Source organism: Neptunomonas antarctica (assembly GCF_001305295.1).
In the GTDB taxonomy this organism is placed as follows: domain Bacteria; phylum Pseudomonadota; class Gammaproteobacteria; order Pseudomonadales; family Balneatricaceae; genus Neptunomonas; species Neptunomonas antarctica.
The window spans coordinates 44,288-70,444 of the sequence record NZ_LJSI01000050.1 but is presented as its reverse complement, the minus strand read 5'-3'; the positions used below and the strand labels follow the sequence as shown (position 1 = coordinate 70,444).

The window sequence follows — 26,157 nt, the reverse complement described above, 5'->3', positions numbered from 1 at the left end:
GTATCTTTCACTGCTTAAGCTCACTTAGCGCTTTTTCGAGCCGCTGCCATGCCATTTCATTGCCGGGCAGCCCGAAACGCAATGCGGGTAACTGTTCAAAATAACGAATAAGAATGCCCCGCTCAGATAAGTGCCGATAAACGCCCGCCGGCACATTACGTTGATCTATATATTTCGTATTAGCGATGTGAGTATTATTAATTGGGCTAAAGAAAATACTGCTAAAGAGCGGCGTGGATACACAGGACAAACCATACTGCGCTAATAATCCCGAAAGACGATGGCTATCATGTGTCAGGCGTTGGCGTATCTGCACCTGCCAATGCCCATCCTGTAGAGCTATTCCCCCCGCCCAACGGGTAACACTGGAAACAGACCAGGTACCCAGCCTTGCTGCTAACGCTGCCAATAGTGCAGATTCAGCCCAGACAAACCCCAAACGAATACCCGCCAAACCAAAAAATTTACCGACCGAGCGCAGCACAATAAGCCCACAAAGCGGAACTTTAGTGATCATCGATTGGGCTTGATTATCCGGCAGCGCATCGATAAACGCCTCATCGATAATCAGCCAGCCATTGTTTTGTTGCAATAATGCCAACCAGCGCTGTAAACGTGTGTGGCTTAAAAACTCGGTAGTCGGATTATTCGGGCGTATGACTATGACCACATCCAAATATGGCAACGGCTCTTGCAGCTGAGCGTCTAACTCTGTGTTTAGCTGTGCTTCTATCTCAGCAGCGGTTAGCTCTTCAACTTCATGCCCGTGCCGCTGCCAATGATAAGCATATTCAGCATAGGCCGGTGATAGAATAGCGACGCGACTGCCCGGTTTTATAGCGGCTCTTAATCCCGGTAGTTGTTCGATAGCGGCCTGGCTACCGGCCACCGCCAGCAAATCCGAAGCACCATAGTAAGTAGCCGCTATGCTGAGTAAATGATCACCTTCATCAGGCAACTTCTGCCACACGTTTTGTGGTACTGCCGGTAATGGATAGCTATGTGGATTGATGCCGGTTGAGAGGTCAATCCAATCATCAACAGGAATATCGTACTGCTGGGCGGCGTGATGTAAGCGCCCCCCATGAAAAGGAGGGCTAGTGCTCTCAAAAGCTTTTACATCACTCATTTGACGCTTCCATCATTAATGAAGAAAAACCATATAATTTCTGCACTGATGATCAAACCCATCCACAGCATTAAGCTGTGTGATACCAACCGCATAGCGCGTTGTATATCAACAGCTGTAGGCGGCCGCCCTCGGCCTAATACTGGCTTGTCATGCCAAATACCGTGATAACGCGTTGGGCCTCCCAGTAGTATGCCCAAGCCACCCGCGCCGGCAGCAATCACAGGCCCGCCATTAGGGCTGGCATGCGCTGATGCCTGCTCTTTCCAACACCTGAGTGCGTTAGCACAATCCGACAACAGGGCATAAGTCAGGGCGGTTAAACGTGCGGGTATATAGTTTAGTGCGTCATCTAGCCTGGCAGCGGCCCAACCAAATTGGTGGTAGCGCGCAGTACGATAACCCCACATGGCATCCAGTGTATTCACAAATCGATAGAACACAGCGCCCGCGCCACCCGCAATAGCGAACCAGAAAATCGCGCCGAAAATAGCATCACTGCCGTTTTCTAAAACAGACTCAATCGCAGAGACTTCGATATTCAGCGCGTCAGGATCACGGCTGACAATCATCGCCGTATGATGCCGGGCACTTTCATCGTCTTGTCGAAACAGCGCCTCGGTAATCGGCCGGATGTGATCCCATAAGCTGCGATGCCCAATCGCCAGATAAAGAACAAAGGCATTAAGTAAGTAAACGACAACGGCTGATGAATCACTGGATGAAAACAAAGAGTACAACACCAAAGGCAGGGGTAAACAAAGCAACATCACCGCCACAACTCCGCAAAGCTTCCCGTGCCTTGTCCATACGGTCGGCGCAAATAGAAAGCCAGGACTGCAAACATTCACTCTTTCTTCAATACTGTTAGCCAAGCGACCAAAACCGACTAAGGGATGCCAGCGTTTAGGTTCCCCCACCAGCCAATCGATTGCCACACCCAGAATAATGCCCGAACTGATCATTGTGGATCAAAAAGAGCAACACACGCGTCCGTTGCTGAGGGGAAATAATGATGGATATAACTGGCGTATAAATTTCCTTTCCTATACACAGCCTCCGAGGTACGTGCGTAATTCGGGCACACGCCCAGATAGTCTGCCACCTCGTCTGTTTCGAAACAGGAATGATGATAAGTATGCCCACGTAACGACCCTTCTGGCAGAGCGACACTTTGCATGGCTAACGCCTTAAGCCGGGACTGCATAGTCACTTTTCCCCGCAGCACTCCCACCATAGCGTGAGTATTGCCGTTAAGGTCGGTCAGGGACTCGCTGAGATACAGCATGCCCCCACACTCGGCGATTAGAGGTTTGTTGGCAGCCACATGTGCCTGGATCGCCGCTTTCATACGGCTGTTAGCGGCTAACTCTGTCGCGAACAGCTCGGGATATCCGCCGGGTAGGTATACGCTCTCTACGTCCGGCAATGCCTTATCATGCAGCGGTGAGAAGAATACCAATTCCGCACCCAAGTGTTTAAGCAGTGTCAGGTTAGCAGGATAGATAAACGAAAAAGCCTGGTCTTTGGCGATACCAATACGTACACCCGATAACTGTCGGGAAGGCGGGTTCGATAACCTTTCTGCTCCGTCTGATGTATTTTGCTCACCAGCATTCGCCACAAAAGTAACGGCCGTAGGCAGCTCGCTCGCCCCGGTTGCAGAGATCATCTCCGCGAGCCTGTTCAGGCGTTCATCCAGATCGGTTATTTCGCTACTTTGTAGCAGACCTAAATGCCGGCTCGGCAGCTCAACATCTTTAGAACGCTTAATAGCACCGTACCAATGAATCGATTCAGGTAGGCTGTCACGTAAAATTTCCGCATGCCGGTCACTGCCGATCCGGTTCGCCAACACCCCTGAAAACGGCAAAGATTCCTGAAATGTTGCCAGCCCATGCGCTATGGCGGCAAAGGTTTGCGCCATAGCCGAACCATCAATCACCGCCAATACAGGCACACCAAACAAGCGTGCCAGATCGGCTCCCGACGGCGTGCCATCAAACAAGCCCATTACCCCTTCGATCAGAATCAGATCAGCACGCATCGCCGCCGCATGCAATAAAGCACGACACTGATGCTCGCCGACCATCCACAGATCCAGCGCATCGACCGGCTCGCCTGAGGCTACTTCCAGAATCATCGGATCGAGAAAGTCGGGGCCGGTTTTAAAAACGATGACTCGCCGCCCTGCCAGACGATGTAAACGCGCCAATGCTGCAGTGACTGTCGTTTTACCTTGGCCCGATGCGGGCGCGCTAATAAACAGTGCAGGGCACCTGGCCGCAGACGTCTGTAAAGACGGGCTCATAGCCCGACTCATAGTTCAACCCCTTTCTGCGCTTTAATACCCGCCTGATATGCATGCTTTACGACCTGCATTTCTGTCACTGTGTCTGCAATATCAATCAAGGCTTGCGGTGCGCCACGTCCCGTAATCACCACATGCTGATCTACAGGACGGCTTTCAACCGCTTTAATCACCGCCTGTAAATCAACATACTTGTACTTAAGCGCAATGTTCAATTCGTCCAGTACCACCAGCCCGATACTCTCATCATTTAAGAAGGCTTCCGACTGAGCCCATGCTTTGGTAGCTGCCGCTATATCACGTTCTTTATCTTGTGTTTCCCAGGTAAAGCCTTCGCCCATCACAAAATACTGTACCTCAGGGAAACGTCTGAAAAATGCCTCTTCGCCGGTACTGAAAGCACCTTTAATAAACTGTACAACACCAGCCTGCATACCGTGGCCCAACGCTCTTGCCACCATACCAAAGGCAGAACTGCTCTTGCCCTTGCCGTTACCGGTTAACACCAGACACACCCCACGGTCATTATCGGCGCGTGCGATCGACTCATCGATTACCTCTTTTTTGCGCTTCATGCGTGCCAGATAACGCGCTTCACGCTGCTTTTCTGATACATCTTTGATGGGTGTATCTGATTTCACATCTAAAGGCCCGGTATCACTCATAGTGTTTCGGCTCCGGAATGACGAGTACGTTTAAACCATGCCAAAAACAGATGCACAGCAACGGCGCAGCCGACATAGAAGAACACCGCTTCCAGCCGAGGCGGAGTGTATTTAATTAAACGGTTAAGCAGCTCTACCATAGTAGGATCTGTATATCGGCCAGAATAAAAGTAAAAACTGCCACTGGATATAAGCTGGCAAACGAAGGTACCCAACACCAGACTACTCAACAGCGTTGGCAGACTCTTCCATTGCTCACAATGGAGCACCGCATACCAACGACCTATCGCCCAAAGTGAAGCATAAGCAGGAATCAACATAACGTAAGTGGGTGTTACGCAGAACGAACTCACACCGCCAAAAGTAATCGCCGCAAAATCAAGCAGGAAGGCTTCCAGAATAAGCAATGGAAAAGACCACAAAGGCTTAAGGTAAACACCTGCCAGAAAAAATATCGCCCAGGATGCACTCGGCAGATGATCAATGGAGGCGAAATGATGACCACGGGTGACCGCCATCAGCAGAATTAAAAAGGCACCGATCATCAGTTGTGAGCGCGGTTGAATATTTATCATGGCAGATATCTCTTAATAGTGTGGATAAGCATTTTTTAAAAGAAGTATTTATAAAAATGCCTTAGGAAAGCGCTATTGCGGCTGATAAGCCAGGGTAAGCAACGCCGTCGAACCCGACTGGTTGTAACCACTCACCGTTTGATATTCTTTATCTAACAGATTGCTGAGCTTCGCTCTTACCTGCCAGACAGGTGCGATCTGATAAGAGGCGCGTAAATCGACCGTTCCGAATCCTGCAAGAAAACTGGTGTTGCTATCACTGGTATAGCGACGGCTTTCAGCATGCAGTGTTGTACCTAAAGAAAGCGCGCCAAAGTCACGATCCACACTGATATTCGCGATTTTGTCGGCACGACGTTGTAAGCGATTACCTTTATTAGCCCCTGAACGGTTTTCCGGGTCGATAAAGGATACGTTTCCACTCAGCAGCCATTGCTGCCATTGATAATCAGCACTTAATTCTAAACCACGAATACGCGCTTCATTGATATTGCTCGGAGCCCAGTCGCCACTGCTATCGGGTGCCCAGGCAATCATGTTTTCAAATGTGGTTTGATACAGCGAAGTTTGCCAGTTAATACCTTGAACATTACCTCGCAGGCTAAGCTCGTAGGTATCAGATTCTTCCGGCACCAGTGCAGCATTACCGCTATTCGGGTAATACAAATCATTAAAAGAAGGGGCTTTAAAGGCCGTGCCGTATGAAACAACCATATCGAGATTATCAGTCAGTGGCATACCCCAGGCAATCCCACCGGTGGTGTACGAACCAAACTGTTCATTATCATCGACACGCGCACTGAATTGCAGATCCGACTGACCCAGTGTTAACTGATATTGAGCAAAGCCCGCCCAGTTATCACGCTCGGTTTCAGCATAAATTTTGCTGGATTCGATCTGATCGTTGAGATAATCCACACCAAACACAAGCTGATTATCATCTCCTATTAACAGATCATTCTGAACGCTGAAAGAATCACGTGTGGTTTCATAACGGCTGTTAAAAGTATTGCCAGAGAAAGTTTTAGATTGATTCGAGCTACGCCCGGCAGACAGGTTTATGCGCCAGGCTTCAGCGATCTCAAGCGTACTACGGGCACCCAACACTTGTGTCCGGGTATCACCTCTGTCCGTAAAGCCATCGTATTCATTCTCAGAATCCGTCACCGAGAAAAAGCCTTCAACCTCATGGCCACCGTCAAAGCGCTGCCCCAATTTTAACTGCAATCCTTGATTATGATAACCATCATCATCGCTATCACCGCTGGTTTTTGCATCAAAACCGTCGGTTGTCAGACCGGAGGCCGAGACATTGTACCAACGGCTCTCATCACCACCATTAACACCCACCTCAACTGACGAAGTACCGTCTGAGCCAGCAGACACAGTAAATGACGGCGTCAATTTACCCGTGCCACGGCGCGTAAAGATCTGAATGACACCACCGGCCGCATCTGATCCATATAATGAAGAACGAGGCCCGCGTACAATCTCAATACGCTCGACCTGGCTGAGATTAAGGTCCTCAACACTGACCTGCCCTAATGTCGCCGAGCCCACACGGATGCCATCAATCAGTATCAACAGATCTTTAGTCGATGTTCCGCGCAGATAAATGCTACTCGCTTTACCGATACCACCACTGTTAGTGATCATCACACCCGGTGTTTTCTGTAAAATTTCAGCGACAGTAATGGCTTGTGAACGTTCGATATCTTTACGCGTGATTAATGTGACCGACGCCAGTGTTTCATCAACAGACTGAGCTGTACGTGAAGCTGTGACGAGTATCTCATTGAGATGGCTAGTGGAAATAGTAGTTGAATCGGTACTGAAAAGGCTAGATTGCTGAGCCGCAACCAAAGAGGTATAGCAACACGCCGTTACTAAAACGGAGCTGGATAGTTTTTTCATGAGTCAGATTGTTTCCTGTACGCGCCCGCCGCACGTCAATTAAATTAACGGCACAAACGAACAGGAATGAACAGAAACACGACAACCGCAAAGCATGAACCAGCCGAAGGGCCAGAACAGAAACTACAGGAATGTGCTGCCGTTGCATTAGCCCTCCGCTATGCCGACTTGTCGTGTTTTGGGCCGGTCTCCGGACTTACGAGTGGATGGGTATCCCAACATTACGCCTTCCCATGTAAAACACAGTGGCTTATGTAATGTTTTAACTCGATTACCGTTGCGGGGGCAGTGTTGGCATTGCTTGCTAAAAAAAGTCTGCTAAAAAAAGCTTGCTAAAAAAGCAGTACGCACCAACTTCCCGTTTAAAATCCTGTAGTAACTCAGGACTACCAAAAACAGGGTGCATTCTAGGGAGATGAAGCGACAGGGTCAACCGCAATAGTCATAAATAAAACAAGCGCGTATAACGCGCTTGTGGAATGGTTTACTAACCTGGTCGGTCAACCAAGTAGTAGGGGGAGTTAAGCATCTACCTGATCACGAATCAGCTTTTTGTTAATCTTGCCGACACTGGTTTTAGGTATCTCAGACACAATGCTGATGCGTTCAGGAATAGCCCATTTAGCAATCTGACCGCTATCCACATAATGTTGCAGATGTTGCTTAATATCTGCCGCATCAATCGAGTACCCTTCTGCAGGAACAATCATCGCAAAAGGACGTTCGCCCCAGCGCTCATCTGGTACACCTACCACCGCCACCTGATTGACGGCCTCGTTCTGGCTAATCAGGTTTTCCAGTTCTAAAGAGGATATCCACTCGCCACCGGTTTTTATCACATCTTTAATCCGGTCTTTAATCTCTAACGTACCCTCAGGTGAGATAGACGCGACATCCCCTGTGTGCAGCCAACCGTTTTCCCATAACTCATCACTTTTTTCTGGCTCTTTATAGTACCCTTGCGTTAACCAGGGAGCACGCGCCACCACTTCGCCCATCGACTCACCATCATGTGGCACATCATTACCCATAACATCAACAATCTTAAGATCTACCATGGCGATAGGTACGCCTGTTTTAATCCGTTCAGCCATTTGATCTGACATCGGCTTAGCAAGCTCATCATGACGCAGATAGGTTGCGGTTAATAATGGACAAGTCTCAGACATACCGTAAGCCGTGTAGAAAAGAATACCGCGGTCGGCCATATGTTTAGCCATACCCAAGGTAGGCGCACTACCACCGGTCAGCATTTTCCAACCGCTCAAGTCCGTTGTTTTAGCCGCTTCACTGTCCAGAACCATTTGTAATATAGTTGGCACACCATGAGAGAATGTGACTTTCTCCCGGGCAAACAGCTCAACAAGCTTGTTAGGCTCATAACGGCCGGGATATACCTGCTTAACGCCCAGCATAGTCGCCACATAAGGCACGCCCCATGCATGTACATGAAACATCGGTGTCATCGGCATATACACATCATTAGAGCGTAATAACGGTTGGCCTTCATAACAGCCCAGCGTCGCCGCCATATTCAAGGTATGCAACACCAACTGGCGGTGCGAAAAGTAAACACCCTTAGGGTTGCCGGTAGTGCCGGTGGTATAAAAAGTGGTCGCTATCGAGTTCTCATCAAAGTCGGGGAAATCATACTGATCAGACGCACTCGCCAGCAGCGCCTCATACTCACCCAATGTGTTTAAACTTGTTTCTGCTGCGCTGGCAGTGTCAGTCAACTGTACATAACCACGGATACTCGGAATTTTCTTACCAAACTGCTCAGCCAGAATTAAAAAGTCATCATGCACCAGCACATAGTTATCTTCGGCATGGTCCATGGTGTAGATGATCTGATCGAGACTCAAACGCACATTCACATGATGCAGCACAGCACCGATCATCGGCACAGCAAAGTAAGCTTCAAGATAACGGTGGCTATCCCAATCCATAACCGCCACCGTATCACCCGCTTGCACACCGGCCTCCGTTAGCACATTGGCCAGCTGACAGATGCGTTGGATTAGCGTTTTATAGCTATATCGTAGTACATCGCTGTAAACGATTTCATTGTTGGGCTCATAACGCTGCCCGGACAACAGCAAGCTTTTAATTAATAAGGGATACGGATGGGCATTCTGCGAGGGAGCAAGTATTTTAGTTTTTATCATCTATGCAGACCTGTTTTTTATTGTGTCCGTTGAAAACGATCTACCGAATAACCAAGCATGTCGTCCCGAAAAGAATAAGTATAAACACCTATTTTGGTCATATTTCGACCATCCTAACAATAACAAAATCAGTCAAATAAGTAACAAATTAATTCAGAAATTGATGACACCAGAGCTTCAAACTCTACTCTCCCTCAAAAAACATGACCCTATATTTATTCTGCCTTTACTTGCCTGCATTCTGGTATGTCTTTTCCCCGCCAATGCCGCATACCCATATAAAGAGCTGTAGCCACCTTCAGCTAATGAGCGACACACCCGCGACCTCAGTCACTGTATTTGCATTAGTTCGTTCAATTGTTTTTACCAGAACCGATTGAATCGTTTCGTCTTCGCGGGCATCATTTTCGCTCACTAATTTTTGCGTTTGTGGTTCAGCACCCTCTTCCAAAGTGAACGTCACAACGACTTCTGTAGCAGTATTTGGTGTTTTACCAAAGTACGCTAGCGAAACCAGAGGGTAACCCTTAAAACCTTTCTTAATTTGCTTTTCGATACGTTTTTTTGCTTTATCCACATTCATCATTGAATCCTGGTGGCAACTAAATCTGAGAGAACATAACGCCCACCATAGACGACGGGCAACGCGAGTACAGCGCAACAACTCTACAACTATTACACTTTACTTGATGGCCTTATTATATAGATCACCCCTAAAAACGTGAACCGTTTTCGCATCGTGAGATTGTGAGCAGTCCTTGTATTAACCGGGCTACCTCCCCCTTATGCTCTTTTGACCGCCAGTTATCTTTATGATCATCGGTCAGCCCCTCTTTCCATGGAGCGGCATAAAAAACCTCCCGTAAAGGAGAAATCCCGATAGACGACCGGCACCGCAGATAGCACCAAAAGATGCTCCTTCCCATCCTCATTTATTAGATCAACCAGCATTAATCATGTGCGCGCACTTTTCTCTTAACATCTCCCTGAAAGCTATCACCGCAGGGGTTACTTGCTTTCTGCCTGGACAAAGTAAGTAAAGTTCGACGGGTGGTGATTGAAAATCTGAAAGTAACTGTATCAATTTCCCATTACGTAAATCAGATGAAATATCTACCTGAGACCTGTAAGCAATACCCTTTCCCGCAATAGCCCAGCGTCTGACAATATCAGTATCATTACTGACTCTGTTACTGCTTACCTTTATTCTGTAACTACCCGAATTATTACTATACTCCCAATTATTGAAGAGGCGACCATCAAGCCTGTATAGCAAACAATTGTGTTGTCTTAGGTCCTCGGGGTGTGAGGGTTCTCCATACTGTGATAGGTAGGAAGGCGATGCACAGGTGATTCTGTTTATAGTCGCAATATGAAATGAAACCATAGTTGAGTCTTCTGGTTTGCCATATCGAAGCGCCACATCAACCTGATCCAGAAAAAAATCAGACAGGGTATCACTCACATTTAAGTCGATTGACAGAGAGGGATGCTTATCCATCATTTCATCCACCCAGGGAAAGACTATATTACGGCCTAAATCTGATGAAACTGAAAACCGTAATTCTCCTCTGACATTGCCCTGCATCTCATGTGCAGATATGACACCTTGTTCAAGGGTCTCCAGTGCCTGCCGACAATGAAACAGGAACTTCTCTCCTTGCGGAGTAATCCGTAACTGCCTGGTTGTTCTGATCAATAGTTGCATATCCAGCTGTTTTTCTAGTCGCTTAAGGGCAGAGCTGGCCGCAGGAGTGGTAATACCTAATTGTTTCGCTGATTCGGTTATGCTGCCTGTTTCAACAATTCGGATGAACAGGCTAAGATCTGAAGTATTCATTATTAAATATTTTTTAATAGTGTTTATGTGATTACTGTGTTTTTAGTTTATCTAATATCGGCAATAATGTCTGTAACATGCTGAAGTGTACAAGGCATACCCATTTATATGCACGAAAGGACGTTATGATTAAAGCAGAAGACTCAGCCCCGTTTCTTAGCCGACCACTAGAGCTTCCTTGTGGGGCGGTGTTAAAGAACAGGCTGGTGAAATCGGCCATGTCTGATTCTCTTGCTGACGGAGAAGGTAACCCAACTGAAGCACAGATTCGACTCTATGAGCGCTGGGCAGAAGGAGGAGTGGCTTTATCAATTATTGGTGAAGTACAAGGAGATCCACGCTTTCCTGAAAAGCCTGGCAACCTGGTTTTAGGCGCACACTCCAACCTTGAGATGCTGCGTCAATTAGCCACTAGAGCTTCCAAAAATGGGACACATATTTGGCCTCAGCTAGGTCACGCAGGGGCTCTGTCACACTCCCCTATCAGCCAGCCCAAAGGGCCATCAGCGCTTGAAATCGGAAGTTTTCAATGTAAAGGCATGTCGATCACCGAGATCAAGCAGCTACCGGATATCTATGCGAAAGCCGCATTACTTGCACAAGAGGCAGGGTTTACAGGTGTTCAGATTCATGCCGGTCATGGCTTTTTACTGAGCCAATTTTTATCACCCTTATTCAATCGTCGCAATGATCAGTATGGCGGTTCAATTGAAGCAAGATGTCGGATTATTATCGAGGTAATTGATAAGGTTCGGCGGACAGTGGGTACTGCGTTCCCTATCGGGATTAAAATCAACTCAACTGATCAATTAGAAGGTGGTTTGACTGAAGAGGATGCGTTAGAGGCTATTCGTATTCTAAATCAGACGTCAATTGACTTAATTGAGCTGAGTGGAGGCACCTATTTTCCGGGTGCAAAATCAAGTTCAGATAGCTCAGGTGGAGGCCCGTATTTTGTTGATTTTTCCCAAAGAGCACAGGAGGTAACAAGTGTACCTTTGGTAGCCACAGGGGGATTCAAAACTCGTGCACAAGCACTGAGCTCACTAGCAAGCGGTACGGTTGATATGCTTGGGGTGGCGCGCGCTATGGTATTAAATACTTCGCTTGCAAATGATTGGTTGGCTCATGCAAGCGCCGATCCAGTATTTCCTCGATTTGAGGCCGCACCTCCAGGCGGCATAACTGCCTGGTACACGATGCGCTTAACGGCTTTAGGCAATGACGACGAGAACAACTTCGTACTCGACTTACCGTCCGCGATTCGTGTTTATGAAGAGCGTGACAACTCACGTTGTATCACATGGGAAAAGGCATTTTCACATTATTCTCCATAAATATTCACTAGTTAAAATGTACGTTTCCAGCACCTCTTGCCCAAACGCTTGACCTGCTTCGACTAAGGAGCGTGCGATTAAGTCCAGCACCTTGAGATATTACACTTCATAGCTTTTCGGTGATAAGTCGATGGATCACCAACTCACCTTTGCTGCATGGAGAGGAAGCCTGTGTGTTTGCTGATTCAGGCTATAGTGGCGCTGAAACACGTGATGCCTTGAAAGAGATTATGGTGGACTGGCATATCGCCCCCCCCAAGCAAAATAAAAGCACTGAAAAATCATCCGCGCATCAACAAAATATTATTGAGTGTTGAGTATAAGAAGACGAGCATTCGGGCAAAAGTTGTGCATCCTTTCAAGATAATCAAATGCCAGTTCGGATGTACCAAGGCCCGTTATCGCGGTCTGAAAAAGAATGACGGAAAACTCGCCATGTTATTTGCGTTAGCGAACATTGTGCGTGTGGATCAGATGCTAAGGGCGTAGGGTAACTCGTCTGAATGTGGGGAAATAGGCCCGTGAAGACGAAAACGCCGCTCAAAACTAGTTGCGAATTGCTAACTTAATCGCATATTCCTTAGGCACCTCTCGCCGCCCTATCATGAATGACGCACTGTGCATATTCAGACCAGCATGGGATATAATACTTTAATAGACATCAGTTGTTACTTTTCTGAATCATTTGAATAAAATATATTAATTCAAGAATTTTTTGATACTTGATTTTTTCGGAATTTTTTTCGGACACGACGGGATCATTTTTATCATTTTCTAACATACTATATCCGTTTTTAAAAACGGGATTTTCAGCATAACCAGATACTAACGGCCGATGACCAATTACCTTAAAAGCACGTTCAAAGGGAAGTTCTCTAACCTGAAAAGAGGAGGCTATATCATTTTTATTTTTTAACATGATGGGTACATTGGCATCGATCACTTCTACGTCTGCAACTACATTACTTATAAATAATGACATTGATAAAACAAGAAGAAGACTAGATTTATTAACAACAACTTTCAATGGAAAAGTATTAAACATAATATTCCCCTGAATGCACTATCATCGACTAACAACCTAACTATTAATCAAATATTTGCTTATTTTAAATTTCAGAAAAAACACATCACTATTATTAATATCTATATTCATTGGAAAGTATAATCAATTAAAATGAGTTTTATTGATTTTTTGAGGTGACAGAAACGTAACACAGAGGCTATATCATAAATTTTTAAGCACTAATGAAAAATCCATCTGCAGTATTGCTTTTACTATAGAGCCCTCTTCAGTTGAGTGCAGCGACGACTCAGGGCGGACGCAAATCGCATCCGCCATTTTGTTAGTTTACCGCTTGATACGGGAAATTTTTGTGCCCTCAATACTAATCCCTGCCATCAATCCCTGCTGGCTGAATATAAAGGCATAGGCATCATCTTTTAGTGAAGATGTCGACAGATTCTTTGCAACTCCTTCGTCAACTACAACGACGGTTGGACCCACTCCAATTTCCCAACCGTTCGATTTCTTGAGATAGTTAACGGCATTATCGGTCATCAGAAAGACAGCATAACCATAGGACTGGGCTCCGATCTGCATCCCCCAGGACCCGGTAACGGTGTTGTAATAATCTATAACTTGCGAACCCACAAGCAACTCCCCTTCACCATAACTGCCACCAAACACTAAGCCGGCCTTTACGATATTCGGAAATACGAGCACTGCCTTTGCACTGCGCGATAGGATTTTAGCAACAGGCCGAGTATCAGAAAGTGTCTGCAAGGCCTGTCGGGAATCCTTGTCCAGATCCTCAGCGGTTGCCGCGTTGGCCTGAGTCATTACGCTTATCGAGACGATAGCGGTCGCCGCAAACAACATGAGTGTTCTGATATAACTTCGTATGTTGTACATGTTAATACTCCTTTTTACTTTATGCATGGATAGTATGTACGCTTTCGCACATAACACTGCACTTGCCCCAGAACCCAGTGCCTAGGCGACGCTGCGTTCCCTATAGTAGTTTGAAGATCCGCCCCTTATACCTATACAGGCATAACTGTGTCATTTATCATAAAGAGTAGTAAAAAAGCTAAATTTTCTTCCTGCCTGGACCTAAAAACAACCAAAAAACAAAGCCCAGCACAGGTAAAAATAATATTAATAAAACCCACAGAATTTTTGAACCTGTAGTGGCAGAACTTTGCATTGCTTGAATAATTGCCCAAATATCAAAAACAAGAATGAGCAGCCCTAAAATCCCACTTACTTCAATACCCATAATACTTACTCCTCAAATTTTACATGCACTGGTGAGTAAACCCGACGTTGGTATTTAAGGAAAAACGTGCATCTGTTTACTCATGCCACTATGGAAAAACAATGTCACGCAGAATAGTTTCACCTATTACCCAATAGTTACCCCAGGTTATCAGGACTTTAAAAACTAATAATACATATAAAATCTTTTTTATCAAAAGCATAAAGCGCTTTATGAAACATTATGTATAAACTACTTTGCTACTAATTCCATGCTTTATTATCATAGATTAATAAGGCTAATAATTTATTATTTTTGATTTTTTTTCACTTATTACAAATAACTTACCGTTAAAAATATGATATTTATTATGCTCTCTTGTTAAATTTTAAGAACTTTAAATCAACTCAAAAATACTTAAGAAAGTGTAAAGGAACATATATGACCCCTATGGTAATCATCCCAGTTATAACGAGGGCTAAAGCAGAAGTAATGCATCATTTGTACTCAACACTATCACCTGAGACCTTGATGATTTTCTCATTAACTAATTGATTGACATAATTTTGTATTGCGACTTCATTTCCTTTGACACCCATATGTGCAGCAATGTGATTTCGAAGGCTAATGATTTTTTTAGGACGCTTGTCTTTTGACGTAGAGGTTATAAATGATATTAGTTTGCTCTTTGGGGTGGGAACCGAAGCTACTTTTACTTGCTTACCCTTTGCGCTGAGAGCAACCGTCACTTCCACTTGCTTACACGCTCTGCCGTTTATCTTGATGTGAGCGATGAGGGGAGAAAAACCTTTGTCGTTGCTGATAATATCAAAGCTAACCCCGACGGGAGCATCGCCGTCATATTTCCCAAGGTAATAGGAAAGATGAAAGTCCAGATTATTGGACTGGGTCGCTTTCAGTTGAATCAGAACCAGCTCTATCGGTGAATCGTATTTTTTGTCTCCGAGGTCGATTTTCGGCTGTTTTGCTCCAACAAACAGAACGACTTTACTGTAAATCGAAAGATCGACTTTACTCAAACATCCGGTGTTTTCATAATCGATAAATGCCCACTTCATTGTGAAACCTCCTTGTAATTTATATAAGGGAACGCAGCAAAGCCCTGCTGTAACATGATACAGCGCGCACATGTAACAGATAAGGGGTCATATATGGTCCGCCCAGCGATGCAAGGTTACTGGGTGAGTCATTACGCTATTAAGAAGAACTCGACAGTTTGACCATTATGCCCGCCCCTATAGGAAGTTACCCTAATTGGATCCTACAAATGAACTTAGCAGAGCTACGTAGTTTTGTGACGTCATTCCGTGCCATAAATTCCGAAAAATCCTTCAAACAATTTATCCAACGCTGGAGCTTAGGTCCTATGAATCTGCAATTCTGGAATGTATTCCATAGTTTCAAAGATTAATTACAAGCAACCAGACCACTAGAAGCTGGCATCTATGACATGAACCGTTATGGGAATTGGTAACACGCAGCCCAGACGGTATCTATGATGATGTGGCGTTAAATTTATTATCAGACTTCTTAAAAAATGCCCTTTTAAAGGCTTTCCTCCGCTGTATCGCTTTTAGTTAAGCAATACTGGGACAACTGCTTAAATTGCTCAGATATAGCGTCCACGTAGGACGATGAATTATCTGTTACGGGTACGCTGTTTCCCACCACAACATCACAGTTAAACGGCACTAACAACACTTCGCCTTTGGGTAACGAGCGGCCTAAGCCATGCATCATAACTGGCGTTACCGGGATATGGGGACGATCTTTAACGATAAAATACACACCCTTTTTTAACGCACTCATCTCTTCAGGCTTCCCACGGCTACCCTCGGGGAACAATATCAGAATGTCATTATTATCTAGTGCTTGGTGACAACCCTTAAATAAACCTTCTTTGCCAGATTTACCGCTTCTATCCATCCCGATAATGCCAATACAGACAAGTGACAACCATGCCAGAAAGCCTCCATTCCCCAAAAAGTAGTCGGCAGCTGCCACCGGCCTTACTTTATGAATCATTGATAATGGGTATAAACTCATTAATACTAATGTATCTAAGTGGCTGTTATGGTTGGCGACTATGATGGCAGGCCCTGACATCGGGAGCTTTTCTCGATTTCTCAAGTTGATTCCAAGCACAATCAACACAACCGGCTTAACAATCAGGGCAAAAAACAAAATTTTCATAACTCGATTCATGATTAATAGTACGTGTAATACAAAAAATGGAAAAACAGCGGAGCAGTGTAGGTCAGGCTATCGAGTCGATCCAATATGCCACCATGCCCAGGTATAAAATTGCCACTGTCTTTTATATCCAGATCACGCTTAACTGATGAAATCACCACATCTCCGATAAAACCACTGGCGCCAATCAGGGCTCCCGCCATCAGGCCTTGTAGGTTGCTTAAGGGCGTCAATAGTGGCGCCACGAGACCCGCACAAATCGTGATAGTGACTAGTCCGCCAAGAAAGCCTTCCCATGTTTTATTGGGACTAACTTTAGGAATAATTTTATGCTTACCTAACAGCTTGCCCCATACATACTGGCAGACATCATTAAACTGCGTCATAAACAGTAAAAACAGTACAGGTCCGACAAAGCCTGCCAGTTCATTTTTAACAGGCAGCATGAGTAAAAAGGCAATATGACTGATACTAAACACAGTGAGCATGGTTGCCCAATGGATAATACCCGCCGATCGGATAAAGCCTTTTGTATCCCCCTTCAGTACCATACACATGGGCAGGAAAAGAAAAACGTACACGGGTATAAAGATGATAAACATCCCGTACCAGCCAGCACTCACCCAATAATATTGAAAAGGTATGGACAAATACGCCCAGAAAATAACCTTTCGGTCAGTTAAGCGCGTCGGCACAATCGAGAGAAACTCTTTGAGCGCCAAAAAACTTAAAAAACCAAAAAAAACAACTGCCGCTGTTTTACTCACCGTCAGCACCACGAACAGGAGCCCAATCATGACCCACCATGACTGAATTCTTTGCCGCAGCTCTGTGTAATCTGTTGCTGGATATTTATTCTTTAAATACAGCCTGACTACGGTCGCTAAAACGAGTAAGCCGACAACTGTCGCCATCGTATAAAATGAATATTGGGGAATATTAAAAAACATTGAACAAATCACTTCCTTAGTAAAATAAATATAATCGACACCCAGCCGGGGCGAATATCATACGCTAAACACGTTCACCAATAAGATACCGAGCAATAACACACCTTGTATCGACAGGCATGCAACCTGACCCTTAAATAGCCTGAATGCTCCCTGACACCGGTCTCGCAATGACCGAGTTCCTTCATTCGCTTTGATTAACCCTAAATGTAGCATTGCACTATCGAGATCTTGAAGTTCACTCTCAATTTCACCGGCTTTCACTTCCCGCCTGGCGGTAATCAGCGGCACTAATTGAGCAAATATTTCAGCATCTATACTTACTCGGATTGCGTAATATTTTTGCATAATACCGACGAGTACTATGATGCCAAAAGCGATCATTTGAAACGTATTAATTAATAGACTGCGCTGCAAGAATGACATGACGATACTTAATAATGTAAAGCCAAGCGATGTTCTATCAATAGCAACTCCACACTTTAATAAGCTGACCTGGAGTAACACACTCATTTGCTGGCTCATCCATTTTCCTTACGATTCAGCATTGTAGATTTCGCATTTAGCGGCCCTATTTAGCCACGCTTTTCAGTCACTCTTTGAAGCAACTGATAATCATAAAATTCGGGAAGGAACACCATCTCATTAAGCATCTCCAAATGGTATGGTTTAATCACTACTTGTGGCCGAGCATGTTCAATTATCAACTTCGCATGCTCAGGATTTTTTGCCTGCTCAGTCAGTAATAGCCACGCCATCAATGCCACACTACTGCGTGAATAACCTAATGCACAAAATACTAAAATCGGCTGGCTATCCGCGTTAACAAGGCCATCAATAATGCGTGCCGCTTGCCAACATTGCTCAGGAGTCAACGGCGTTAAATCGAGCACTGGCAAATAACGGTAATCGCAACCATCAGCCACTGTGACGGGCAGTTCGGCACACATGTCCATTAATCCCGCGTATCGCTTTGCTTCCCTTGCATCTGGAATACGCCCAAGCCAGACACCGGCAACTACTTCATCTGCAGGGGATTGCCCTTTTGTCCAATACTTAGTATTAATCCAGGCCCCCAATAAATAGGGAGCAAATAATATAGTGGCAGCAATACTGAGGCGCCCCGATGGTTGCTTCTGAAACCCCTGAGCACCCCAAAAAGCATAATTAATAGCAACCAGCATTAGCGTAATACAAGGCCAAATCAGCAGCAGCGCTATACCAGGAAAACCGGCCGCACCGATGCTAAGAATAATTCCCAAAATAAGACTCGCCAGCGCGTAATAACAAGCCAATATCCAACGCCGTCGACGCACTATTCGAGAGATGTTCTTTCCACGCTGCGGGACAGAGTTCAGGCTTTTCATTGGGCAACACCACAAACAAAAATACCCCGCTAAAATACCGGCAGGAAGATCAATAAAGTGATGCTGCCATGTGGTTAATACCGACAACCCTATTAATGCAAACCAACCGTGCATCAACCAGCGCCAAGCGCCCTTTAAGTGCACAGCATAACAAGCCCAGAGCACCACTAATAAAGTGATATGCAAGGAGGGTGCTTGATTAAACGGCTTATCAAAGCCCATTAAGAGGTCAAACATCGAGCCAAATAAACCGTCTAGTTCGGGACGTTCAACACTAAAACGCAACGGCCAAAGGAAGAAGCATGCAATGCAAACAATTTGGGCCGTAAGCAGTCGCCAACCCAAAGTATCAATATGCCTACGTTCACATGGCAATAAAAAGGCTAAACCGTAGAGCAAATCAATAGACCAGTAAGGAATAATGGTCCATGGCACTAATGGAATGGCACTTTCCCATCCAAACACCACGCTACCAACGTCTGGCAAACTGGCTGCATACTGATTAGACAGGTTATAACTCAGAAAAAAGAGGGGCGCTAATAAAGCCAGCCACATCAAACTTCTTAGCCATAAAACAGATTTATAAGATGAAAAAGTCCATTGAAACATCCTTTTTAAGCTACTTTCTGCGCGATTGATACGCTAAAAATACCCATTTCATCAATGCGTTGTTCAAGCTTTTTAAATCCGGCAGCAGCAACTAGTTGATCCATTTCTGCTTGGCTACGGCGACGCATCACCCAAGCCTCTCCTTCACGGTGGCTTGTGAGCGCACGCGCAATCAGGGCTAACTGCGGATGCCAGGGTTGCCCGGTGTAAATTAAATACCCTCCTGCTTCCATGCTTTGGGATAGCCCCGCTAATGATGCTGATACCATGCTATTGTCACTAAACAGCTCATATAACCCGGAAACAACAGCTAGATTTGGTTTAGGATTCAATGCAGCCAAATCGGCTTTATCAAAAGCATCGCCTTTAACAAATTGCACTATGTCAGCAAGGCCCTTCTCTTTAATAAGGTTATTGCCATCTCTAACGTTAATATCACTGTAGTCACGCAACAATACAGACGTAGGCTTAACGTTGGCTTGTTCGATAGCAGATAAAATATAACGCCCGTGGCCTGCCGCAATATCTACCAACTTCACATCACGATTCTGTGCTTGTAGCTTATCCATAACGATGCACAGCAACTCTTCCAGGTTCATTCTGCGTTGACGAATACCTTTCCAACCGACCGAATTTAAATAGTTTTTATCTATAAACTCCCCGAATTTATTGGTGCCCGTTGGTTTGTTACGATAGACATAATCTAAGGTACTCCCAGAATCAAACCCCGTATCAATGCCTAATTTAACACCCGCAGAAAAACGGCTGCTAAATACAAGTGAGGCGCGATAAAAAGACCAATAACGCGCTTGCAGGGATTTTTCCGGAAGCGGCGATGCGAGCGATTCGGCTTCAGCACAAAAATAGCCTACCTTATCGGCATCAAGTAACACTTTGCTGTAATGAACCTGCGCAAAAGAGCGTCTAACGAAGCGTTGAATGCGCGATAATGTCTCAGCCCTCGCCAGTTCGCCTAATGTGTCATGATAGAAACCCGGCAAAATATGTTGCTCTTTACAGTCGGATCCCAAACGCTCATAGAACTGCTGTTGGGGCTTACTCCGCACGACCCAATCGGAACCTGAAATAAATAACTGCGTTGGCACAGTGATAGAAGCGGCATCGGCAACTACTCTTTTAGCGGCATCATGCAGCCCAAGTAACATGTCGACCGAAATAGCGCGAGCGATGAGAGGATCATTTTCAAATGATGAAATACGCTCAGGATCATGGGTTAATAAATTAGCTTTAACATAGCTATTAACAAAGAAATTACCTTTTAACTTCCTTAATATGCGCAGGCCAGGAATAGCGAAAGGCACATATAACTTAATACTAAAAGCGGGAGAGGCTAACACTAAAGCACGGATATTCGGCGCGTAATCATGTACCCACGTCGATGCCAGCACGGCTCCGACACTTTGAGCCAACACCACCGTGTGCTCAACATCAACATTATGCTGCACAGCCAAATGATCAAAAAAAGTCTGAACATCGCGCACGCTGGTTCCAAAACTCGGACTACTTCCCCTCACCCCCGGAGAATTGCCGTGTCCTCGGGCATCCCATGCAAAGAAATCACATTCATCGAGTTCTAGTTCATCCACTAAATGCGCCATACGCGCGCTATGTTCGTGGCCTCGATGGAACATCACAATACTTTTCTTAATGCCGGATACCGGCTTTTTAGCGGGCCAATGGCGATACTTGAGTTCAACACCATCATGGGTGGTAAAACTCAAGATAGAGTCGAATGGCACTTCACTGTCCACCGAATCGACAAGTCTATCGGTTGCAGTGAGATCTGATGGTCCTTTCATGGATGATTGCATAAACTATCCTTGCTTATGTGCGTTAGTTGCAGGCTCGGCTAAACCGCATCGAATCCGATTGATGATAGTGACGAGTAGTAACAATAGGGTGATAACTAAAGCGGCATTAAACCAAAAAGAGGTAATACCATTGAACGCCCAAAGTATAGCGATCAAACCAAATACAAAGGCGCGATCGCTTTTCCCCATAGGCCCGTCATAACGCCGGGATGCCCCGACCATAAGCCCTAGCACACCCGTAAATTCACTCAATGCCGCCAGAAAAACAACCCCGAAAACCAAACTCGACTCCACACCCAATAACAACGCAAAAGGCAGCAACAGGGCAGCATCTGCGATCACATCAGACAACTCATTGAGATAAGCACCGAGCGCAGATTGCTGCTTAAATTCACGCGCCAACATACCATCGATGGCATTAAATGCCATACGCAAAAACATCCACACAGGCAGCAACAAAAACCAAAGCGGATCAATGCCGGGTAACGATAAAAATGCCCCTAACATCACCGATATCACCAATGCGATTACTGTCACTTGGTTAGCCGTTACCCCATGAGCATAAAGCCACTTCACACTCGGGCGTAAACAGTTTTGAAAGCCGGACTTTAATTGATATATAGACAAGATAAACATCTCGGATCAGTAAATTATATTAAGCCTTATTTTTCATACAAACGAAAAACAAGACAGTGATTATTAATGCTTATGTTCTAGAAAATCTATGAAGGGGAAAATACAAGTTCTTTAAACTTTGGGCATCCTGCGGGGTAAAGTAATTTTTCCAGATTTTAGCTGATTGACAGTTCGAAGGCTACGGGCTGTGGGATTAATCCGACAGCCCGTCTGACTGGCCTTGTTAACTGCTGACTCTCTGAAAATCATAGTCATCAGCTTCATATTCAAATGTACAATCACGCCAATAAAACACTTACCTTGATACCAGCCTTCATCGTTGGTAAGGCCAAGGCGATATTTAGAGCAGGACTTGAATATTACCCGCGCTCTTTATTCTTCATCACACCCTAGTATGCCTATGGATTGACTGTAAATGCCAAAACTACATTCGAACTTACAACAAACACTATTTCTACTAATAAGCATGGGATCAGATGAAACTTACTTATATTATTTCCGGCATGTTTCTTCTGACCCGACTTGATTTCTCATCTGATCTCACGTAATTCTTTCTATTAATCACTTCATATAGGGTAAAAACAATGCCCGCATATCGACTCTGGCTTTTAATTTGGCCGCTAACAGATAAAAGCCGCCTAATTTGCGATGCAGGAATATGGCGTCTGCCGGTGGCGTATGCCAATAACCTTTGTCCATACTAAGCGCCATCCCTGTTTCGCTGATGCGTTTTGCAAGATTAGATTGAGCAAAATCATAAAGTCCATCATGGGTTAATGGCTCACAGGCTTGTACGAACAGGTCAATCACGGCTTCGCGTTGCTCAGGCTGAATGTTTTCCTGAAAAAAACCAATCTGTGCGGCCGCGTCATTAATACTTGCCCGATCGTTTTCTATGGCACCCTGCATAAGGGCACGATAAGCCTCCGTTATTTTGAGGGGGTATTCACGTGTGGCGCCAAAATCCAGCAGGATTATTTTTCCTGTGTGGCTATCGTAATGATAGTTGGCAAAGTTGGGATCTGTTTGAATTATTCTGAATTCGAAAATTTCGCGAAACAGCAATTCCATCAATAAGCTCATAACCCGATCACGTTCATCCTGAGAGACTGGCGGTTGTGTTTTGTCATGAGCGTTATGACCTCCAATAGTTTCAACAGGGACACCGGCAACAAAGGACATGGCCAGTATATTCTGCGTACTAAACTCATCATAAACGTCAGGCAATAAAAATTCGGGCCTATCCGACAACAGTTCCTTATATCGACGTAACCAGTTAGCCTCTTGCTCATAATCAGCTTCGGCATGCAGTTGCTGCTTGGCTTCTTCGAGGAGCGGCTTATAGTTAATTTCTTTAGGGATGAGACCAGATACCCGCAGTAAGGTCGCGACATTATCGACATCACTGGAAATGCTCTGACGAATCCCGGGATATTGAATTTTAAGCGCTAAATGTCGCCCATCTTTGGTATGCGCTGAATGTACCTGACCTATCGACGCCGCCGCTGTTGCTTCAAAAGAAAACTGTTGAAACTGATCATTCCAGCCTTCGCCCCAATTATCCTGCAGCACTTTAGTAACCTGGCTAAAAGGCATAGGTTTAGCGTCAGAACGTAAGCGCGACAGTATCTCGGTAAGTTCAGGCGGTAACAGATCACCCGAATCCATTGACAGTAACTGCCCTACTTTCATCGCGGCGCCACGTAATTGTGAGAGCTGATCTGCGACGCGTTTTGCATTCGACGGCGTCAGTAATAATTCACTGGCTTTAGGGCGGTTTCCTTTGGCAAGCTGACGCGCACCTTCAGCAATCATCCCCCCTGCGACGCCCGTCATGAGTGAGCCTAACTTCGCAAACCGTGAAATACGCCCCGTAGGAACGCGCGCGTTATCTTTAGTGCTCATGCTAGTGTCCCGTTCAAGTTTTTGATAATGAACTCCTGCACCCTGGACTTATGGCTGTCAGGTTTATAGTGTGGCTTTTAAGTGAAATTTTTACTGCCTTACAACAACTGAAAAGTGTAATGGGATCAATTTTTACAGATCTATTAAATCTGAGTATGTATTTGATATTTTTACGTCTACTAAGCGTAAAAAGATCATAAAGCACGGCATAAATGCTTAATAATATAGTTGATCTACCCGATAACGCTCTGATTTGTCGGTAACAATCTGACCGGACTGGCCTCCGATGTCACAAACTGACGCAGGCTTAGGTGTCGGTGTCACCTGGGTCTTTGGTCAAGGCCTTGCTGTTGGCGTTAAAAATTTTACTAATGATGACGAAAACAAAGGTATTGGTTCTGTCGGTATGACTATGTAATGTGTTCGGGTGCATGGCGTCCGAATGTTGGTATTGGGCTTTATAACTCTTTGGCCCCCTTAATAAGGAGACAAGCAATAAGGCTCGCAGAACATAGACTTATAAATCAATAACTTGAAGAGAGAACAAGGGTAGCGTCGATCGACAAACGAAGCCTCCATGCTCTTACTATTATCCATTCCATTGTTGAGGAGCATAAACCACTTACCTTAAAGATCAATAAGTTATCACTATTATTTCCTTGTTAAGGGGGAAGGGGCCACTGAACAAGGTATTTCACAAGAGCTGATAGTCGCTGCATGAGTAAGAATTTTCTATACAAAAAAGCCTCCATTACTCTGTAATGGAGGCTTACTTTAGACCAACTTGTCAGCTACTTAACAGACGGCTCTGCCAGTATCATTTGCGAGCCCTTTTCTGCGATCATCATTGAGGGGGCTGATGTATTCCCACTGATTAAAGTCGGCATGACCGAGGCATCCATCACTCGCAGATTCTGCATACCTTTCACTTTGAGTGTTGCCGGATCGACAACAGCCATCTCGTCAATACCCATTTTGCAGGTGCCGACAGGATGATAAACCGTTGTCGTTGTGTTTATCAGATAGTCGAGGATTTGTTCATCCGTTTGGATATGCTTACCCGGTGCCATCTCTTCACCCCGCAGGGGATCAAACTCTGGCGCTGCCAGAATTTCACGGGCTTTTTTCAGCCCTTCTATCAGCACTTTTTGATCCCGTTCATCGGCAAAAAAGTTATGGTCGATCAGTACATTGCGGCGTGTGCCATCATTGGAGAGCTTCACCGTGCCGGCACTGCGCGGACGCAGTACACAGGTAAACACCGAGTAACCATGGCCCAGCTCAAACTTTTTACCGCGAGGGCTACGGTACAACGGCGTTAAGTGAAACTGCACGTCCGGATCGGCATCGGCCGAACCGGGTTCGGCGGCTTCAGCCAGTTTAGTTTTTGCAAAGCCCCCCGCTTCTACATAATTAGTCGTCCACCAGCCTTTGCGTGCCAACCAATATTTAAACGGCGCAGGGATAATGTGCGGCAATATTGTACCGAGTGAAATACCAATGGAGTCGGATGTAGATGAGCGAACTGTCACCATGCTATCAACATGATCTTGCAGATTCTCGCCGACACCGGGCACATGCTGTTTGCACTCAATGCCCAGTGCGCTTAACGCGGTCTGATCACCAATACCGGAAGCCAGTAAGAGGCGTGGTGAAAGAATCGTCCCGGCACACAGAATCACTTCTTTGTTACATCGCCATTGCTGGGCGTTCCCGTTTACCTCAACCTCCAGCCCGGTGACCGTATCGCCCTGTATCTGCAACGACACCACTTCGGTATAGGTCATCAGCGTCAGGTTAGGTCGTGATAATACCGGCTTTACAAACGCGGTGTAGCTGCTGACCCGTTCGCCCCGGTGTTGCTTCACATCATAAATGCCCAGGCCAAACTGCGTGGCTGCATTGAAGTCGGTATTTTCCGGTAAGCCTGCAGCCTTACCCGCTTTGACGAAAACCTGATCCACTGGATTCGGGTCCTGTGGTTTAGTAACGCTTAGCTCGCCGTTAAAACCGTGATAGTCAGCACTCTGGCCGTTCTGGTTAGCTTCCATCTGTTTAAAAAGCGGCAGCACGTCTGCATATGACCAGCCCTGGCAACCGAGTTTGGCCCAGCCGTCGTAATCATTCTTATTACCGCGGATATACACCATGCTGTTAATGGCGCTCGAACCGCCTAAGGCTTTGCCACGGTTGACCATCATGGTGCGGTTATTCAGATGACGCTGCGGTACCCCTTCAAACGTGTAGTCATACTTTTTATTCCCGTAGAGACCAAAAATACCGGCCGGAATCGATACTAATGGGCTTTTACCGCCGCCGCCTGCTTCAATCAAACAGACGCTGACGGCTGGATCAGCGCTGAGTCGATTAGCGACGACACAACCGGCAGAACCGGCGCCAACAATGATGTAATCATAGGATTTCATTGCTTACCTTCCTCGCAT

At 45.6% G+C, this 26,157-nt stretch carries 24 protein-coding genes, 1 pseudogene and 1 riboswitch; of the genes and pseudogenes, 4 read left to right on the top strand and 21 right to left on the bottom strand.

From position 1 onward, the window contains the following. Positions 1 to 7: 7 nt before the first annotated feature. From cobD to Nant_RS13090, 9 genes are all read right to left on the bottom strand, one after another. A complete protein-coding gene (gene cobD / locus Nant_RS13130; protein WP_054342119.1) occupies positions 8 to 1,129 on the bottom strand; it encodes a threonine-phosphate decarboxylase CobD in 1,122 nt (373 codons plus the stop codon). After that, positions 1,126 to 2,094 (bottom strand): adenosylcobinamide-phosphate synthase CbiB, encoded by a 969-nt coding sequence (gene cbiB, locus Nant_RS13125; RefSeq protein WP_054342118.1) that lies wholly within the window; start codon positions 2,092 to 2,094, stop codon positions 1,126 to 1,128. Before cbiB ends, cobD begins: the two co-directional genes overlap by 4 nt. Further along, positions 2,091 to 3,452 carry a cobyrinic acid a,c-diamide synthase CobB gene (locus tag Nant_RS13120; RefSeq protein ID WP_202905018.1) on the bottom strand — a complete coding sequence of 454 codons (1,362 nt, stop codon included), beginning with the start codon at positions 3,450 to 3,452 and terminating at the stop codon, positions 2,091 to 2,093. Before Nant_RS13120 ends, cbiB begins: the two co-directional genes overlap by 4 nt. Next, positions 3,449 to 4,105 carry a cob(I)yrinic acid a,c-diamide adenosyltransferase gene (cobO, locus tag Nant_RS13115; protein WP_076496084.1) on the bottom strand — a complete coding sequence of 219 codons (657 nt, stop codon included), beginning with the start codon at positions 4,103 to 4,105 and terminating at the stop codon, positions 3,449 to 3,451. The genes Nant_RS13120 and cobO overlap by 4 nt, the downstream gene beginning before the upstream one ends. Next, on the bottom strand, positions 4,102 to 4,680 hold the full coding sequence (locus Nant_RS13110) for a hypothetical protein (RefSeq protein ID WP_054342117.1): 579 nt from the start codon (positions 4,678 to 4,680) through the stop codon (positions 4,102 to 4,104). The genes cobO and Nant_RS13110 overlap by 4 nt, the downstream gene beginning before the upstream one ends. A 72-nt stretch (positions 4,681 to 4,752) precedes the next feature. Then, positions 4,753 to 6,594 (bottom strand): TonB-dependent receptor domain-containing protein, encoded by a 1,842-nt coding sequence (locus Nant_RS13105; RefSeq protein WP_054342116.1) that lies wholly within the window; start codon positions 6,592 to 6,594, stop codon positions 4,753 to 4,755. A gap of 164 nt (positions 6,595 to 6,758) precedes the next feature. Continuing rightward, positions 6,759 to 7,003, bottom strand: a riboswitch (cobalamin riboswitch). 112 nt (positions 7,004 to 7,115) lie between these two features. Further along, positions 7,116 to 8,762, bottom strand: coding sequence for a fatty acid--CoA ligase (locus Nant_RS13100; protein ID WP_054342115.1), 1,647 nt, complete (start codon positions 8,760 to 8,762; stop codon positions 7,116 to 7,118). 298 nt (positions 8,763 to 9,060) lie between these two features. Next, positions 9,061 to 9,348 carry a hypothetical protein gene (locus Nant_RS13095; protein WP_238377140.1) on the bottom strand — a complete coding sequence of 96 codons (288 nt, stop codon included), beginning with the start codon at positions 9,346 to 9,348 and terminating at the stop codon, positions 9,061 to 9,063. Between the two features lie 354 nt (positions 9,349 to 9,702). Further along, the gene (locus tag Nant_RS13090) at positions 9,703 to 10,602 is read right to left on the bottom strand and encodes a LysR family transcriptional regulator (RefSeq protein ID WP_054342113.1); all 900 of its coding nucleotides are present in this window, start codon (positions 10,600 to 10,602) and stop codon (positions 9,703 to 9,705) included. A 125-nt stretch (positions 10,603 to 10,727) separates the two neighbouring features. Here Nant_RS13090 and Nant_RS13085 point away from each other — a divergent pair, with 125 nt between their 5' ends. Continuing rightward, positions 10,728 to 11,939 carry an NADH:flavin oxidoreductase/NADH oxidase family protein gene (locus Nant_RS13085; protein ID WP_054342112.1) on the top strand — a complete coding sequence of 404 codons (1,212 nt, stop codon included), beginning with the start codon at positions 10,728 to 10,730 and terminating at the stop codon, positions 11,937 to 11,939. Positions 11,940 to 12,088: 149 nt separating this feature from the next. Next, positions 12,089 to 12,428, top strand: a pseudogene (locus Nant_RS21740) (transposase); the annotation flags it as partial. A 172-nt stretch (positions 12,429 to 12,600) separates the two neighbouring features. On the opposite strand, the gene Nant_RS13080 reads toward Nant_RS21740, so the two are convergent. From Nant_RS13080 to Nant_RS13065, 4 genes are all read right to left on the bottom strand, one after another. Further along, a complete protein-coding gene (locus tag Nant_RS13080; protein ID WP_054342111.1) occupies positions 12,601 to 12,984 on the bottom strand; it encodes a hypothetical protein in 384 nt (127 codons plus the stop codon). Between the two features lie 306 nt (positions 12,985 to 13,290). Beyond that, positions 13,291 to 13,854: a lipid-binding SYLF domain-containing protein gene (locus Nant_RS13075; protein ID WP_054342110.1), complete on the bottom strand. Its 564-nt coding sequence runs from the start codon at positions 13,852 to 13,854 to the stop codon at positions 13,291 to 13,293. Between the two features lie 178 nt (positions 13,855 to 14,032). Then, positions 14,033 to 14,221, bottom strand: a complete 189-nt coding sequence (locus tag Nant_RS13070; protein ID WP_054342109.1) for a PLDc N-terminal domain-containing protein — start codon at positions 14,219 to 14,221, stop codon at positions 14,033 to 14,035. A 476-nt stretch (positions 14,222 to 14,697) separates the two neighbouring features. Further along, positions 14,698 to 15,279: a PIN domain-containing protein gene (locus Nant_RS13065; RefSeq protein WP_054342108.1), complete on the bottom strand. Its 582-nt coding sequence runs from the start codon at positions 15,277 to 15,279 to the stop codon at positions 14,698 to 14,700. 158 nt (positions 15,280 to 15,437) lie between these two features. Between Nant_RS13065 and Nant_RS21925 the strand changes: the two genes are divergently transcribed. Continuing rightward, entirely contained in the window at positions 15,438 to 15,632 is a 195-nt protein-coding gene (locus Nant_RS21925; RefSeq protein ID WP_420798930.1) for a fatty acid cis/trans isomerase, read from the top strand. 134 nt (positions 15,633 to 15,766) lie between these two features. Here the strand turns inward: Nant_RS21925 and Nant_RS13060 are convergent, their stop codons facing one another. From Nant_RS13060 to Nant_RS13030, 7 genes are all read right to left on the bottom strand, one after another. Further along, positions 15,767 to 16,414: a lysophospholipid acyltransferase family protein gene (locus Nant_RS13060; protein ID WP_238377139.1), complete on the bottom strand. Its 648-nt coding sequence runs from the start codon at positions 16,412 to 16,414 to the stop codon at positions 15,767 to 15,769. A gap of 14 nt (positions 16,415 to 16,428) precedes the next feature. Beyond that, entirely contained in the window at positions 16,429 to 17,364 is a 936-nt protein-coding gene (locus tag Nant_RS13055; RefSeq protein WP_054342106.1) for a phosphatidate cytidylyltransferase, read from the bottom strand. 57 nt (positions 17,365 to 17,421) lie between these two features. Next, positions 17,422 to 17,889 (bottom strand): hypothetical protein, encoded by a 468-nt coding sequence (locus Nant_RS13050; protein ID WP_054342105.1) that lies wholly within the window; start codon positions 17,887 to 17,889, stop codon positions 17,422 to 17,424. Between the two features lie 50 nt (positions 17,890 to 17,939). Further along, positions 17,940 to 19,286 (bottom strand): phosphatase PAP2/dual specificity phosphatase family protein, encoded by a 1,347-nt coding sequence (locus tag Nant_RS13045; RefSeq protein ID WP_202905015.1) that lies wholly within the window; start codon positions 19,284 to 19,286, stop codon positions 17,940 to 17,942. A gap of 59 nt (positions 19,287 to 19,345) precedes the next feature. Further along, the gene (locus Nant_RS13040) at positions 19,346 to 21,172 is read right to left on the bottom strand and encodes a bifunctional alpha/beta hydrolase/class I SAM-dependent methyltransferase (protein ID WP_202905014.1); all 1,827 of its coding nucleotides are present in this window, start codon (positions 21,170 to 21,172) and stop codon (positions 19,346 to 19,348) included. Positions 21,173 to 21,175: 3 nt separating this feature from the next. Next, entirely contained in the window at positions 21,176 to 21,709 is a 534-nt protein-coding gene (locus Nant_RS13035) for a CDP-alcohol phosphatidyltransferase family protein (protein WP_202905013.1), read from the bottom strand. 660 nt (positions 21,710 to 22,369) lie between these two features. Continuing rightward, the gene (locus tag Nant_RS13030; RefSeq protein ID WP_054342103.1) at positions 22,370 to 23,713 is read right to left on the bottom strand and encodes an ABC1 kinase family protein; all 1,344 of its coding nucleotides are present in this window, start codon (positions 23,711 to 23,713) and stop codon (positions 22,370 to 22,372) included. A 286-nt stretch (positions 23,714 to 23,999) separates the two neighbouring features. Between Nant_RS13030 and Nant_RS21835 the strand changes: the two genes are divergently transcribed. Further along, entirely contained in the window at positions 24,000 to 24,131 is a 132-nt protein-coding gene (locus Nant_RS21835) for a hypothetical protein (protein ID WP_274378334.1), read from the top strand. A gap of 373 nt (positions 24,132 to 24,504) precedes the next feature. On the opposite strand, the gene Nant_RS13025 is transcribed toward Nant_RS21835, so the two are convergent. Further along, complete coding sequence (locus tag Nant_RS13025; RefSeq protein ID WP_054342102.1) at positions 24,505 to 26,139, bottom strand: GMC family oxidoreductase; 1,635 nt, start codon at positions 26,137 to 26,139, stop codon at positions 24,505 to 24,507. Positions 26,140 to 26,157 lie beyond the last annotated feature (18 nt).